At 58.2% G+C, this 13,387-nt stretch carries 13 protein-coding genes, 1 tRNA gene and 1 other RNA gene; 4 read left to right on the forward strand and 11 right to left on the reverse strand.

Going from position 1 to position 13,387, the window contains the following annotated elements:
• Positions 1-55: 55 nt before the first annotated feature.
• From SAJA_RS11220 to cysC, 5 genes are read right to left on the reverse strand one after another with little or no spacing between them, the layout of a single operon-like run.
• The gene (locus SAJA_RS11220) at positions 56-2,278 is read right to left on the reverse strand and encodes a polysaccharide biosynthesis tyrosine autokinase (RefSeq protein ID WP_123658771.1); all 2,223 of its coding nucleotides are present in this window, start codon (positions 2,276-2,278) and stop codon (positions 56-58) included.
• Between the two features lie 11 nt (positions 2,279-2,289).
• Positions 2,290-3,588 (reverse strand): polysaccharide biosynthesis/export family protein, encoded by a 1,299-nt coding sequence (locus tag SAJA_RS11225; RefSeq protein WP_184999861.1) that lies wholly within the window; start codon positions 3,586-3,588, stop codon positions 2,290-2,292.
• Entirely contained in the window at positions 3,585-4,034 is a 450-nt protein-coding gene (locus SAJA_RS11230; RefSeq protein WP_123658773.1) for a low molecular weight protein-tyrosine-phosphatase, read from the reverse strand. Before SAJA_RS11230 ends, SAJA_RS11225 begins: the two co-directional genes overlap by 4 nt.
• 15 nt (positions 4,035-4,049) lie before the next feature.
• The gene (locus SAJA_RS11235) at positions 4,050-4,628 is read right to left on the reverse strand and encodes a protease complex subunit PrcB family protein (protein ID WP_123658774.1); all 579 of its coding nucleotides are present in this window, start codon (positions 4,626-4,628) and stop codon (positions 4,050-4,052) included.
• Positions 4,612-5,265: an adenylyl-sulfate kinase gene (gene cysC, locus SAJA_RS11240; RefSeq protein ID WP_123658775.1), complete on the reverse strand. Its 654-nt coding sequence runs from the start codon at positions 5,263-5,265 to the stop codon at positions 4,612-4,614. Before cysC ends, SAJA_RS11235 begins: the two co-directional genes overlap by 17 nt.
• Before the next feature lie 171 nt (positions 5,266-5,436).
• Here cysC and SAJA_RS11245 point away from each other — a divergent pair, with 171 nt between their 5' ends.
• Both SAJA_RS11245 and SAJA_RS11250 read left to right on the forward strand, forming a co-directional pair.
• Positions 5,437-7,005 (forward strand): cryptochrome/photolyase family protein, encoded by a 1,569-nt coding sequence (locus SAJA_RS11245; RefSeq protein WP_123658776.1) that lies wholly within the window; start codon positions 5,437-5,439, stop codon positions 7,003-7,005.
• A complete protein-coding gene (locus tag SAJA_RS11250) occupies positions 7,002-8,450 on the forward strand; it encodes a cryptochrome/photolyase family protein (protein WP_123658777.1) in 1,449 nt (482 codons plus the stop codon). The genes SAJA_RS11245 and SAJA_RS11250 overlap by 4 nt, the downstream gene beginning before the upstream one ends.
• Positions 8,451-8,576: 126 nt before the next feature.
• Here the strand turns inward: SAJA_RS11250 and orn are convergent, their stop codons facing one another.
• A complete protein-coding gene (gene orn / locus SAJA_RS11255; RefSeq protein WP_123658778.1) occupies positions 8,577-9,122 on the reverse strand; it encodes an oligoribonuclease in 546 nt (181 codons plus the stop codon).
• A gap of 123 nt (positions 9,123-9,245) precedes the next feature.
• Between orn and SAJA_RS11260 the strand changes: the two genes are divergently transcribed.
• A complete protein-coding gene (locus SAJA_RS11260) occupies positions 9,246-9,578 on the forward strand; it encodes a 4a-hydroxytetrahydrobiopterin dehydratase (protein ID WP_123658779.1) in 333 nt (110 codons plus the stop codon).
• Positions 9,579-9,696: 118 nt separating this feature from the next.
• Here SAJA_RS11260 and recR read toward each other — a convergent pair whose 3' ends face one another.
• Genes recR through dnaX form a run of 3 tightly spaced genes read right to left on the reverse strand, consistent with a single transcriptional unit; the run spans position 9,697 to position 12,722 of the window.
• Positions 9,697-10,293 carry a recombination mediator RecR gene (gene recR, locus SAJA_RS11265; protein ID WP_123658780.1) on the reverse strand — a complete coding sequence of 199 codons (597 nt, stop codon included), beginning with the start codon at positions 10,291-10,293 and terminating at the stop codon, positions 9,697-9,699.
• A gap of 48 nt (positions 10,294-10,341) precedes the next feature.
• Positions 10,342-10,665 (reverse strand): YbaB/EbfC family nucleoid-associated protein, encoded by a 324-nt coding sequence (locus SAJA_RS11270; protein ID WP_123658781.1) that lies wholly within the window; start codon positions 10,663-10,665, stop codon positions 10,342-10,344.
• Positions 10,662-12,722 carry a DNA polymerase III subunit gamma/tau gene (gene dnaX / locus SAJA_RS11275; protein ID WP_123658782.1) on the reverse strand — a complete coding sequence of 687 codons (2,061 nt, stop codon included), beginning with the start codon at positions 12,720-12,722 and terminating at the stop codon, positions 10,662-10,664. Before dnaX ends, SAJA_RS11270 begins: the two co-directional genes overlap by 4 nt.
• Here dnaX and SAJA_RS15160 point away from each other — a divergent pair.
• Positions 12,654-12,845 carry a hypothetical protein gene (locus SAJA_RS15160; RefSeq protein WP_184999863.1) on the forward strand — a complete coding sequence of 64 codons (192 nt, stop codon included), beginning with the start codon at positions 12,654-12,656 and terminating at the stop codon, positions 12,843-12,845. The genes dnaX and SAJA_RS15160 overlap by 69 nt on opposite strands.
• Before the next feature lie 10 nt (positions 12,846-12,855).
• Here the strand turns inward: SAJA_RS15160 and ffs are convergent.
• Positions 12,856-12,952: signal recognition particle sRNA small type (gene ffs / locus SAJA_RS11280), an RNA gene on the reverse strand.
• Between the two features lie 14 nt (positions 12,953-12,966).
• Positions 12,967-13,057, reverse strand: a tRNA-Ser gene (locus SAJA_RS11285).
• Between the last annotated feature and the right edge of the window lie 330 nt (positions 13,058-13,387).

The raw sequence follows: 13,387 nt of genomic DNA on the forward strand, positions 1-13,387 counted from the left end.
CGAGTTTTTTCTGCAGCAGAGCTAGGACGAACTTCGACCGCGGTAGATTCAGCCACTACGAGTAACGATATCCGTAATAACTGTATTTGCCATAGCCATAGCGATGACGATCCAACCGAAGACCGTTAAATATCGCACCGGTTATTTTCAGCCCGTCTCGTTCGAACCGACGGATGGCCTGATCAACTTCGCTACCGGTACTATGGTCGCTTCGCACTGTAAGGAACGTAGCCGACAAATTTGCGGCAACAATGTTTGCATCCGTTACGTTAAGTACGGGTGGCAAATCGAATATTACGTAGTCGTATTCAGATGTTGCGTTCTCGACCAGGCTTTTTAGGCCACTATTTAACAGGAGTTCCGAAGGGTTTGGCGGTCTTTTTCCTGTCGTAAGAACGTTGAAGGCCCCTTCCGACTGCTGTGCAAACTCCTGTATCACGCTGCCCGCTTTTGCGTGCCCGCTTAGCACTTCTGATAAACCGGGGCCTTGCGAAAGACCAAGCGTCTGATATAAAACGCCTTTTCGCAGATCACCATCGACGAGCAACACGCTATGGCCCGATTGGGCAAGTAGTGCCGCCAAGTTCGATGACACAAAGCTTTTACCGCAAGCCGGGCTAGGCCCGGTAATGCCAATCGCCCGGCCGCCCGTCGGCAAGCCAGCAAATTGAAGGCTCGTACGAAAACTTCGCAAGCTTTCGACTGCTGTGTCATTCGGATGGTCAATAGCCAGGAGATGTTTCCGACGACCTTTTCCTGACTTGTATCCAGCCTCTATCGCAGAGTAAGGCACCGTGGCATACACCGACAGGCCGTATTCACGTTCAACCGTGTCCGGGTCTTCCAGAGTTTGGCGCAGCAGTGCCCGAGCCAAGACGATCAGCATACCAAATACAGCTCCTCCCAAGATCCCGACGAACAATGTGATCGCACGTTTCGGTGCAATCTTCCCCGTGGGCGCGTACGCCGAGTCGATAATATGCGTCACGCTCGTAATGCCCGCCTTGGACACTTGCAAGCCCTGCGATGTGTTTAGGAGCTGCGTGTAAAGCTGATTAGCGACTTCAACGTCCCGTTTCAACTCCAGAAATTCGGACTCGCTAGCCGGGAGTTTCTTAAGCTCTTGCTCCAGCTGTTTACTACGACGTTGTAACGAAGCTTTCTTCTCTACCGTGGCCTGTACCTGTGGCGCCTTCGGCGTGTATTCCTGCAATAGCTGTTGACGCTCAAGCTCCACGGTCGCTATTTGTTCGTCGATGCTGCTTATCTGGTTGAGTGTGGCTTGCGCCTGGGCGCTCAAGTCCAGAGTGCCTGTGCGTGACTGGTATCGCGCCAGCTTGGCTTGTGCCTGGTCGCGCTCTTTCTTGATTTCCGGGAGCTGTTCTTTGAGAAAGGACAGCCTTTGTTGGGCTTGTTGTGATTGATTGGCTACGCTGCGCTCTAAGTAAGCGCTCATCACGGCGTTGAGCTGGCGCTCGGCAGCTGCCGGTGAGCCGGCAGTCAACCGTATCGATAGAAGCCCCGAGCCTTGTGGCTGCTCGGTGACCGTTATCCGGCTTTGCAGGCTGCCAACTGCAGCCGGCATGCTAAGTGCCGCTACAGAGAATTCCGTGCCATCTTCGGCATTCAGGGCCTGAACAAACAGACTTACCTTGCCGACGCCGGGCAGCATGGCATCAACAGGTTCTCCCAACGTGCCGGTCCCAAACTTTTGGCCGTCTTTTGAATACAACTCGAAGCTGCCACGAGACTTAGCTTTCAGCACAAATGAAGCACTGCTTGCCCCCGTGGGGAGCTCGACGCGGGTCACAGTCGCGGACTCATTGCCCCAAGCGAACCTGTTGGCAAAAGGCAACGACCAGCGACCGTCAAAAAAAGAGCTGTAAAGACGAGCGATTTGCTCACCGATCACCGGCATATATCGGGGCGTGACACGAACTGCCAAATTTTCTGCGCTGACGGCTTTGCTCACGACCGAACGCGATTTCAGGATCGCGCCTTCGGCACTCACCGCTCCCTTGCCTTGCAAACCCGCAGCGGCCTCGGAAAACGCTTGTGGGGCCATATTTTGCTGAGCCGACTCGACCTGCATCAGCGCCTGCGCCTGATACTGCGGCGCTTGCGACCATGCCAAATAAATAGCCGCAAAAAGCCCGATAACGGCCGCTAGTGCAATCCAACGCCATCCGTCGAGCAATATGCCGAAGTATTCACGCAGATCAATCTCACGCTCTTCAGAGCTGGAGGGCGACTGGTTATTTATTTCTTGAGTGCTCAAAGGTCGCCCGATTAGTTACCGACACGGTCGTACAGCAGATAGCTCGACGTGATTGCGTTGATGGATGGCAAGATAAGCGCCAGCGCCCGGTTGAAGTTGACGAAGCTAGCCGGCGGTGCGAATACGACATCGCGTGGCTGTAACCGGAACTGGTTTGCTAGCAACAACCCCGTTGGGGTACTCATATCCAGCGTATAGATCTTGGGATGGGTGGACGTCTGGACGCCGCCCTGATCAAAATCGTGGCCGTTGACAAACCCTCGTATCACCGCGATCTTGCTGGTATCTGCCGTCGCGAGATCAACGCCGCCAACTGTGGCCAGTGCGTCGCTCAGCGACAGACCGCCAACGGCGTACGGCAATGAGGTCTGCTGGTCGAACTCACCCACCATGAAGACACGATTCGCTGTGTCGTCTACCAACAATCGATCAGACGACTGGAGAGGGATATCCAGCCCTTCTGCATAGACCTGGTTAAGATCGATGAGCGTGGATTGCTGATTGCGAATAAGACGAATATTGCGAACACCGGTGCCGCCGCCCTGTTTGCTGGATAGCGAACTACAGGCATCCAGGGCCTGCACCACCGTCAAGTCGATATCCGTAATTGGCACGGTACAGGGCCGGTCGATGTCGCCGGATATATAGACTCGCTGGCTTCGGTATTGACGAACGCGCACATCCACCTGCGGCTGACGAATATATTCGCCCAACCCGTCGCGAAGGCTCTGGCGGATTTCCGTAAGCGTCCGGTTAGCGGCCTGAATTTGCCCTACATAAGGAAAGTAGATTTTGCCTTGAGCATTTACGAGCTGGCCAGAGGTATCAACCTGACCGCTTTGCCGACTACTACCCCCGCTGCCCCCCCCGCTTCCGCCGCCGGGATTCGTGAGTTCCGGGTGACCGAACACCACGACCTGCAAGATATCACCCACGCCAACTTCGTAATTGCCTGACACCCGGCCGCCGGTGAGCGACTTGACGTCTTGCGGCAGAGTTTTCTGACTTTTGATCCGCTTTAGATGAGAGATCAGCCCGGGGGTGATTTGTACCACGCTCGGCTCATAATCGATATCGCGCTGGTGCGAGAGATCGTCTTCATATGTCGACGCCTTGTCGTCGCCAAAGCTGTACCAATGATCCGTGAATGAGCCGGCGTCATAGCCCGGCAATGCGCAGCCACCTAGGGCTGCCAGTACCAGACAGAGCGCCAACGCTGGCGTTGCTGCACACTGACGTTTTTTTTGCGTGGTCACGTTGCCCCCGAATTTTCGCCCCAACGGGCCGTTCTTATGACTGTTATCGCTCATGCACTGGCCGGTGCGCCCAGGCGCTGTGCCCATTGCGCTGTATAGCTATTGATTTCAGCAAAGATCGTTTCGAAAAATTCCTGGGAGCGACGAAACGGATCGGCCGTATCGCGGCCGTCCGACCAATGACTTAAGAGGAATACGCGGCCACGTGCTTGTGGAAACCGCTCGACAATCCAGTCACGTTGCCCTTTCTCCATCACCAGAATGACGTCGGCATTATTCACGATAGGGCTTGTGATCTGACAGCCGCGATGCCCCGCCAGCGCCAGCCCCTCCCGGTCGGCAATGGCCTGAGCTTCTTGTGGCATAGTGCCGCCCCCTACGGCGCTGATGCCGGCCGAGCTCACGGCCGCATGCGGCAGCGCTTGTCGTAGTAGACCTTCGGCCAGTGGGCTTCGACAGATATTACCGGTACACACGCATAGAATATTGTTAAACGACATACAGTAATTCAGGCGTTAACGCTGGACTTCAAAAGAGCCGCGGGCATTACCGAGCTGGTCAAGCACCTTGACCTGCTTATAGCTGCGCTTCGGCAGCGCCACCGCGACACACTGGGTAGTCATGGCCTGACTTACGGCCGCGTCGATCCGCGGCGCGTTCCAGTTAAAACCTACGGTAAGCACGTTGTCTTTCAATTGGGTCTGCTTGTTATCCAGCGTGAGCTTGTAGCCGCCGGTTGGACGCTGGCCCATTTCAACGACCATTAGCCCTGGCGTTCGCACGGTTTCGTGCCAGTTGCCCAGATCGCGAAAGTTCACCCAGTTATCAAACCCTGCCTGGGAGGCAAAATAATGTACCTCTGACGATTGAGACGCCGAACCACAATATTTTTGCTTACCCACGATCCGCACGCCCGCCTGGTTTCCGCCAAAACCAAAGGTGGCACAGGCAGTCAGCGTGCAGGCGCAGACGCTGATCATGATCAGACGGACAGATCGCATAGTAGGACTGCTTGCGAATTGGAACGGTGCGGACCTTAGCATATCGCCCTGGCCGCGGGTGCCAACAAACATCACTTTAAGCGCCTGTTTCAAACGTTTGCCCGGCGGCTGCTATTAAGGACTGCTCGAGATAGCCGTTACGGACCAGGAAGGCCACCAGTTGATCTACGCAGACTGAAAGACTGTTCGTACCGGTATCAAGATGCACTTCAGGTTGTTCGGGCGGTTCGTACGGTGCGCTGATGCCCGTAAAGTTGGGGATTGCGCCCGAACGCGCCTTGGCGTAGAGGCCTTTGGGATCACGTTGTTCGCAGAGCTCCAAGGGCGCGTCTACAAACACTTCGACAAAGTCGTGTTCGTCGGCCAGGGCTCGGGCCATTTCCCGGTCGCGCCGGTAGGGTGAAATGAAAGCCGTGAGGTTGATGATGCCGGCGTCGCGAAACAGGCTGGCCACCTCGCCAATACGCCGAATATTCTCGATCCGGTCATCCGGCGAGAACGCCAGATCGCGGTTGAGACCGGTGCGGATGTTATCGCCGTCAAGCCGATAGGTCCTACACCCCATACCGGTGAGGCGTTCTTCCAGGGCGACGGAAAGCGTGGACTTGCCCGAGCCCGATAACCCGGTAAACCAGATGGTCAGCCCGCGGTGGCGGTTTATTGCCTCGCGACGTTTACGGTCTACCGAGCCTTGGTGCCAGACGATGTTATCGCTTTTGATGTCGCTCACGCTGCCCTCGTTCGAAGATGTTTATGCTGTTGGCGCCTTTAACACCCCAGCGGGCATCGAATTGTGTACGCCATTGAGTGAGTCGGCAATGAACAGCGGTATCAAACCGGACTGCCGCTATATCCGGATGCATTCGCGTAGGCTTAGAACAAACACAAGCTCGACATCACGATGAGCGAACGAAGAAACCTGGTGCTGGTGCTGGGTGATCAGTTGGCGCCTGATTTATCGGCGCTGGACGATTTTGATCCAGACAGCGACACGGTCTGGATGGCGGAGAACGAAAACGAGGCCACGCACGTCTGGAGCCAGCAGCAGCGGTTGGTCATGTTTTTTGCGGCCATGCGTCACTACCGCGATGCGCTGATCGATAGCGGCAAGACGGTGCATTACCACGCTCTGCAGGCCGATGCGCGTCACGACAGCGGCAAGACCTTCGCCGATATTCTGTCGGCCGAGATCAATTATGCCCGGCCCACGCGGCTCGTCATGACCGAGTGCGGCGATCATCGGGTACAGCAGATGATCACGGACTGTGCTGCCGCACACGACCTATCCTTGCAGGTCCGCCCGGATCGGCATTTCTACTGCTCTCTAGACACCTTTGATGAGTGGGCTGACGGCCGGAACTCACTCTTGCTCGAGGGCTTTTATCGCGAGATGCGACGCCGGTTCGATGTCTTGATGGATGGTGACGACCCGGTCGGCGATGCATGGAACTTCGACAAACAGAACCGAGAGACGTTTGGCAAGGCGGGCCCCGGCGAGACACCCGATGTTCGCGGCTTTCGGCCCGACGCGATTACGCGCGAAGTCATTGAGATTGTTGAGGCACGGTTCGCGGACCACCCGGGCACTTGTCATGGTTTTGACATGCCCGTTACGCGTGGAGAGGCACTTACGGCCCTGCGCGACTTCATCGACAATCGCCTGGCAAAGTTCGGCGCTTACCAGGATGCGCTCTGGACTGACTTGCAGTTTGCCTATCACGCGCGACTTTCGGCCGTGCTCAACCTGCATCTGATTTCGCCCCGCGAATGCGTGGATGCTGCCGTGGCGGCCTATCAAGACGGCAAGGCGCCAATCAACAGCGTCGAGGGTTTCGTACGCCAGATTCTGGGCTGGCGCGAGTTCGTGCGCGGCGTGTACTGGCGCGAGATGCCGGGCTACGGCCAACGCAACGCACTACGGGCCGACCTGCCAGTGCCTAAGTTCTATTGGGACGGCGATACCGACATGGCCTGTGTGGCCGATGCCATGAAGAACGTCCTAGGCAACGGGTATGCCCATCATATCCAGCGCCTGATGGTGTTGGGCCTGTTTGCGCTGAATGCCGGTGTTCATCCGAAAGCGTTCAACGACTGGCATATGGCGATGTATCTGGATGCCGTTGATTGGGTGTCGTTGCCGAATACGCTGGGCATGAGTCAGTACGCCGACGGCGGCATTCTAGGTACAAAACCGTATTGCGCATCAGGCAATTACACCAACAAGATGAGCAACTACTGCAAGAATTGCCGGTTCAATTACAAGCATGCGACGGGCGATGATGCCTGCCCTGTGACCACGCTGTACTGGGATTTTCTGGATCGTAATCTCGACGCGTTCAAGGGCAATCAACGCATGGTGTTTCAGGTGAAGAACATCGAAAAGAAGCAGGCCGACGAAGCCTTGATGACGCAGATCCGAGCACAGGCCCGTGAGCTGAAACGACGTATCAACGCGCAGGAGCGCATATGAAACAACGAGCGATCGTCTGGTTCCGCCGGGATTTTCGCCTGGCAGACAATCCTGCGCTTCGCGCGGCCGTTGACGGCGATTTCGACGGGATCATTCCTGTGTTCATCCATGCACCTGATGAAGAAGGTGATTGGGCGCCGGGCGGCGCGCAGCGTGTCTGGCAGCATGAATCGCTGGCTGCTCTTGCCGATGCGCTCGAAGCAATCGGCTCGAGACTCGTCATTCGCCAGGGGCCGACGCAGTCCACGCTGGACGACCTGATCGACGAGTCAGGCGCTGGCGCGGTGTTCTGGAACCGGTTATACGAGCCAGGCCTGGTGCGGCGCGACGCCGATATCGAGTCGCATCTGGGCCAGGCATACCCGGAACTGGAGGTTCGTCATTTCCAGGCGGATCTATTGCACGAGCCGTGGACGGTGGAAACACAAGCCGGCAAGCCCTACAAGGTATTCACACCGTTCTGGAGAACGATCAGCGAGCGCTCGATTCGCCAACCCAAAGCGCGGCCGAGCCAGCTACCGGCGGTCTGGTCACGCATCGGCTCATGCGATCTTGCTGATCTGGGCCTGCGCCCGGCCAAGGATTGGACCACAACAATTCTGGAGCACTGGACGCCGGGCGAGGACGGCGCACAGGCGCGTCTAGAAACGTTTCTGGAAGACACGGTCGATAATTACGACAACGATCGGGACCGCCCCGCCGTACACGGCACGTCCTACCTTTCCCCCCACCTGCATTGGGGCGAAATCAGCCCGTTTCAGGTGATGCACCGGGCCGAGGAATGGCTAAGCGAACAATCTGGCGGCGCGATCCATGAGCATATTCAGAGTTTTCAAAGTGAAATCGGTTGGCGCGAATTCTCTCGCCACGTGCTCTATCATTTTCCCGACACACCCGATGAGCCGTTGGACGATCGATTCAAGGCCTTTCCATGGGAAACACCGGATACTGCGTTTGACGACTGGAAAGCCGGCATGACCGGGATTCCGATGGTCGATGCGGGGATGCGTGAATTGTATGCTACCGGGTATATGCACAACCGCTTGCGCATGACGGTGGCGTCTTTTTTAACCAAGAACCTGCGTATCGCCTGGCAACACGGCGAGCGATGGTTCTGGGATACGCTGTTTGATGCCGATCTTGGCAACAACACGCTAGGCTGGCAGTGGGCAGCCGGCTGCGGGGCCGATGCCGCGCCCTTCTTTCGTATATTCAACCCGGCACGCCAGGGCGAGCGCTTTGACAAGAACGGCGACTATGTTCGTCGCTGGGTGCCCGAATTGGCCGAACTTTCGAACAAGCACCTTCAGGAGCCGTGGAACGCGCCTGATAAAGCACTCGAAGCTGCCGGTGTTGTGCTGGGCAAAACCTACCCAAAGCCTGTCGTCGATCTCAAGGCATCGCGACGTGAAGCCTTGGAAGCGTTCGAGCAGGTCAAGAACTGATGTTGTCCGGCGTGCCCCACGCGCCGGCGCAGCTATGCAGCTGGCGGCCAAGGCCGGCATCGAGCGATGGGTGACGATTGATTCACTCGATGCCGCGCCGCAAAGGCTCGCTCTTGCGTCAGCGGCTTAGATCTTGAGCATCGTTCCCCGATAATAAGACAGCTCTTCGATCGAGTCCTTGATATCGTCCATCGCGAGGTGGCTGGATTGTTTGGAAAAGCCGCGGGCCACTTCGGGCGCCCAGCGGCGCGCCAGCTCTTTCAGCGTACTCACATCCAGATGACGATAATGAAAATAGGCTTCCAGCTTTGGCATGTAGCGCGCCAGGAAACGCCGATCCTGGCAGATGCTGTTGCCACACATTGGTGAGCAACCGGCCGGGACGTATTGCTCCAGAAACGAAATCGTCTGGGCCTGTGCCGCTTGTTCATCGACCGACGAGGCCAGCACGCGATCAACGAGGCCGGAACCGTTGTGCTGGCGGGTGTTCCAGGCGTCCATGGCGTCCAGACGGGCCTTATCCTGGTGCACGGCAAGCACCGGGCCCTCGGCCAGTACGCGCAGGTTCGGATCGGTGACGACCGTTGCGATCTCGATGATGCGATCTGTCTCTGGGTTCAGCCCGGTCATTTCGAGGTCGATCCAGATCAGGTTGTTTTCGGCTTGGCTCATACGTCGATGTGGCCTTGATAAATCGTTATTGTGCGTAGACAAGAACCAAGATGCCATGGCGAAAGCGCGATGGCACGCCATTGATTCAAAACACGCGATACACGCCCAATTACCGGAGTTGCCATGACCGATCTAAGCAAAAAACATTGCGAAAGCTGTAATGCCGATACGCCGACACTGGATGCCGCGGCAATCGAATCTCGAATGGCGCAGCTCTCGGACTCGTGGGCCGTCGTCGACAACGCGCGTCTGGAGGGAGCGTTCAAATTCAAGAACTATTACCGAACACAGGCGTTCGTCAACGCGGTGGCATTCATCGCCCACCGCGAGGATCATCATCCAGATATTACGTTTGGCTACAACCAGGCGACGGTCAGCTACACGACCCACGCGATCGGCGGGCTATCGGATAATGATTTCATCAGCGCGGCCAGGATCGACGCGCTTCTCGAGTAACTCTGAAGATGGCCGCCGCGCCGAGCGTTTAAGTGACTGGATTTCAAGCCGGTTTTACTTGCCTCGACTCGTTAACCCAAAACCTCGGCGCCTGATTCGATCAAGGCGCAGATCACGCTCACAGCGGGCGCCGCCCGCTGAATGCCTGGCTGAGCGTCCCAGCGTCGACGTACTCAAGTTCGCCGCCGACCGGTACGCCTTGCGCGATACGGGTCACACTGGCGCCGTAGCGCTCAGCCAACTCGGCCACGTATTGCGCTGTGGCCTCGCCTTCGACGGTGGCGCCAACAGCCAGGATAAGTTCTTCGACCGGGCCATCGGCTAATCGAGCGCGCAGAATGTTCAGCCCGAGCTCTTCCGGGCCAATGCCGTCAATCGGCGAAAGACGCCCCATCAGTACGAAATAGTGCCCACGGAAATCGGTGTTTTGTTCAAGCGCCATGACGTCTGCCGGCGACTCAACCACGCATACGCGGGTGGCATCTCTTCGCTCGTTGCGACAGATCTCGCAATAGTCACTTTCGGTGAACATACGGCAGCGCTGGCAGTGCTGGATATGCTCGACCGCCTCTGCCAAAGCCGTTGCAAGCTTCGCGCCACCGGCACGCTCGCCCTGTAACAGATGGAACGCCATACGCTGCGCGCTTTTGGCGCCCACGCCGGGCAGCACGCGGAACGCATCAATCAGCCGGGCCAGTGCAGGAGAAAACGCCATGGGCAGTTCAAGTGCTACGTCGAACGCGAGTCAAGCGCGACTGCCAGCTTAGAACGGGAATTTCATGCCCTCGGGCAGATCCATGCCGCCGGTCATATCGGACATCTTTTCCTTACTGGCCGACTCGACGTGCTGCACCGCATCGTTGATAGCGGCTGCAATCAGATCTTCAAGAAACTCGGCGTCCTCTTCCAAGGCGCTGGGATCGATCTGAACGTTTTTCACTTCGTGTTTGCCGGTCATCGTGACCTTGACCATGCCGGCGCCGGCTTCGCCCGTGACTTCCATGCGGGCAAGCTCTTTCTGTGCTTCTTCCATCTTGCCCTGCATGGCTTGCGCCTGCTGCATCATTTTGCCGATAGAGCCTTTCATGGTGCATCTCGCTGTTGGGTCGTCGCCAAACGACGATTCGGTTTGATGGTTTCGGTACGCAGCTGCGCGCCCAATCGATCGCGCAACTGTTGGACAATCGGGTCGTTTTCGATAGATGCAACCGCGTCCTGTTGGTGTTTGTCGGCATCTGCCTCTAGCCGTTGTGCCGGCGTATCAGTCAGCGCATCGACGACGTGAACCTTGAGCGTTGGCGTCTTTTCGCCCGATAGGTGATCCGCCAACGCGTCTTGTAACTTCTGCTTGGTGTCATCGGTCACCAACAGGGCGTGCGCGCGTCCGATCTCCAGCTCGATCACGCCATCCTGCCAGTGCCGACAGGTCGCATTATGCGCCAGCTGTGCCGTGAATCCGCTGACGGCGAGCCTGGCGACCAGCGCGTGCCAGTCTTCGGGATGATCGGCGTCAGGCGCCGTGCTATCAGGTAGGGCTTCGTCGTCTTCGCTCGCTGGCGTTATGCACGGTGCGCCGTCATTGCGGCCCAGCGTTGAAACATTCGGCGTTTTCGGAGCAGCCGGCGCCGGCTCTTGAGCAAGCGAGGCATCCATCGGGGCTGTCGACGATTCTGCAGCAGACTCATCCGGCTGCGACGCTTCAGCCGTCGGTGTTGGCTCTGTTGAAACCGCTGGCTCTGTTTCGTCGGTTGGCTCCACGCGGTCTTCAGCTTGGCGCAACGCGTCTGCTGGCCCGGGTTCAGGCGCGGCTATCGGTGTTTTTTTTTCTGTCTCGGTGCCAGACGGCGCCGCGTCGCGGCCTCGCTCGGCCGGCGTTCCCGAAAGTTTGGCCCGTGCTTCGGCCATGGCCTCGCGCGCGCTCGAGGCGCGAGGCGCCGCTGTGGCCGTATCTTCTGATGCCGCCGGCCTGGCCTGCGAGTTCGGCGGCGCGTCGGATGAAGACACGGTTGACGCGTTGTCAGACGCACCCGCTATGGACTCATTGGGCTCGGCTGTCATGGCGCCGGGTGCGAACGCGAGCATTCGAAGGACGCACATACGTAAGGCGATCAGGGGATCGGGGGCGTATGCATAATCCCGGACGGCTGTGACCGTAATATCGTAAAAAACCTGGGTAAGCGTCGGATCCAGGCGTGCCGCACTAGCTTGCCACCGCTCACCGACATCGTCAACCGGGCCGCCCACAACATGGATCGTTGCCATGTGTTGCCACGCGGTTGCCATGGCATCGAGCAGATAGCGCATGTCGATACCCTGGGCATACAAGGCCTCCAACGCAGCCAGAGCATCGGTCGCGCGGGCTTCGATCACGGCATCGACCAGTTCTGCAACCCGGGCTTCGCCGATGGTGCCGAGCATATCGCGGACGTTGTCCACGTCGAGCTGGCCACCGCCGAACGCTACTGCCTGATCCAGGAGTGACAATCCGTCGCGCATGCTGCCATCGGCCGCGCGCGCAATCTCGGTCAGAGCTTCATCGTCCGCAGTCAGCGTTTCGGCATCCACGATATGACGGAGGCGTTGGCCGATGCGTATTGTCGACAAGCGTTTCAATGGAAACTGCAGGCAGCGCGACAGAATCGTGACCGGAATCTTTTCGGGCTCGGTCGTCGCTAAAAGAAACTGGACGCGTGGCGGCGGCTCCTCTAGCGTCTTCAACAAGGCGTTGAACGAGTGTTTGGTCAACATGTGCACCTCGTCAATGAGATACACCTTGGTGCGCCCGCGCGTCGGCGCATACTGCACGTTGTCCATCAGCTCGCGCGTGTCATCGACACCGGTTCGGGAAGCGGCATCGACTTCGATCAGATCGACATAGCGACCTTCATCGATTTCGCGACAGGTCGCACAGGCGCCTTCGCCGACACACGGCGTCGCGCTGATGCCGCGCTCGCAGTTCAAACATTTGGCGATGATGCGCGCCAGCGTTGTTTTACCCACACCACGGGTGCCGGAAAACAACAAGGCGTGATGGAGCTTGTCGCCATCGAGTGCATGGGTGAGCGCGCGCACCACATGCTCTTGGCCGACGAGTTGATCGAAGCGCCGCGGGCGCCAGGTTCGGGCCAGTGCCTGAAAGCTCATGCGCGTTGCCGTTTCGAGGATCGTGCCGTGCCGGCTCGGATAGCCAAGCGCGTCAAAGGCAAAGAATATACGCCAGATGTCATGACAGCGACTATCGCCGCCAATCGGCGCATCTTCAAGTAAGGGAGGTGGCCCGCGCCAGCGACACCCCGGCGCCCGAATCCGCCGCTACCGCTGCTCCCTTCCGGGCCTGACGGGATTAACGGCATATCGTCGCGGGGGCACCGACACGGGCCACCATTGCTGGCGGAGAGGGAGGGATTCGAACCCTCGGTACGGGGTTACCGCACACGCGCTTTCCAGGCGCGCTCCTTCGACCGCTCGGACACCTCTCCAACAAGATCGCAGATTGTACCTTAACTCGTTGCCCTACGGGCGGCCGGAGAGGGAGGGATTGTGAAAATCGCTGATAGCGATTTTCATCCTTCGGACTCGCCTCCGGCTCGCGTCGGCGGCTGTGCCGCCGGTCGAACCCTCGGTACGGGGTTACCGCACACGCGCTTTCCAGGCGCGCTCCTTCGACCGCTCGGACACCTCTCCAACAAGATCGCAAATTGTAACTTAACTCGTCGCCCTACGGGCGACCGGAGAGGGAGGGATTGTGAAAATCGCTGATAGCGATTTTCATCCTTCGGACTCGCCTCCGGCTCGCGTCGGCGGCTGTG

The organism is Salinisphaera japonica YTM-1, from assembly GCF_003788585.1.
Classification (GTDB): Bacteria; Pseudomonadota; Gammaproteobacteria; order Nevskiales; family Salinisphaeraceae; genus Salinisphaera; species Salinisphaera japonica.

What these genes read in the sequence shown, in the direction of transcription:
- SAJA_RS15160 (WP_184999863.1), top strand. Translation starts at nt 12,654, where the DNA reads ATGCTCTTGGCCGACGAGTTGATCGAAGCGCCGCGGGCGCCAGGTTCG.
- SAJA_RS11245 (WP_123658776.1), top strand. Translation starts at nt 5,437, where the DNA reads ATGAGCGAACGAAGAAACCTGGTGCTGGTGCTGGGTGATCAGTTGGCG.
- dnaX (WP_123658782.1), bottom strand. Translation starts at nt 12,722, where the DNA reads ATGAGCTTTCAGGCACTGGCCCGAACCTGGCGCCCGCGGCGCTTCGAT.
- SAJA_RS11270 (WP_123658781.1), bottom strand. Translation starts at nt 10,665, where the DNA reads ATGAAAGGCTCTATCGGCAAAATGATGCAGCAGGCGCAAGCCATGCAG.
- SAJA_RS11250 (WP_123658777.1), top strand. Translation starts at nt 7,002, where the DNA reads ATGAAACAACGAGCGATCGTCTGGTTCCGCCGGGATTTTCGCCTGGCA.
- SAJA_RS11260 (WP_123658779.1), top strand. Translation starts at nt 9,246, where the DNA reads ATGACCGATCTAAGCAAAAAACATTGCGAAAGCTGTAATGCCGATACG.
- recR (WP_123658780.1), bottom strand. Translation starts at nt 10,293, where the DNA reads ATGGCGTTTTCTCCTGCACTGGCCCGGCTGATTGATGCGTTCCGCGTG.
- SAJA_RS11230 (WP_123658773.1), bottom strand. Translation starts at nt 4,034, where the DNA reads ATGTCGTTTAACAATATTCTATGCGTGTGTACCGGTAATATCTGTCGA.
- orn (WP_123658778.1), bottom strand. Translation starts at nt 9,122, where the DNA reads ATGAGCCAAGCCGAAAACAACCTGATCTGGATCGACCTCGAAATGACC.
- SAJA_RS11225 (WP_184999861.1), bottom strand. Translation starts at nt 3,588, where the DNA reads ATGAGCGATAACAGTCATAAGAACGGCCCGTTGGGGCGAAAATTCGGG.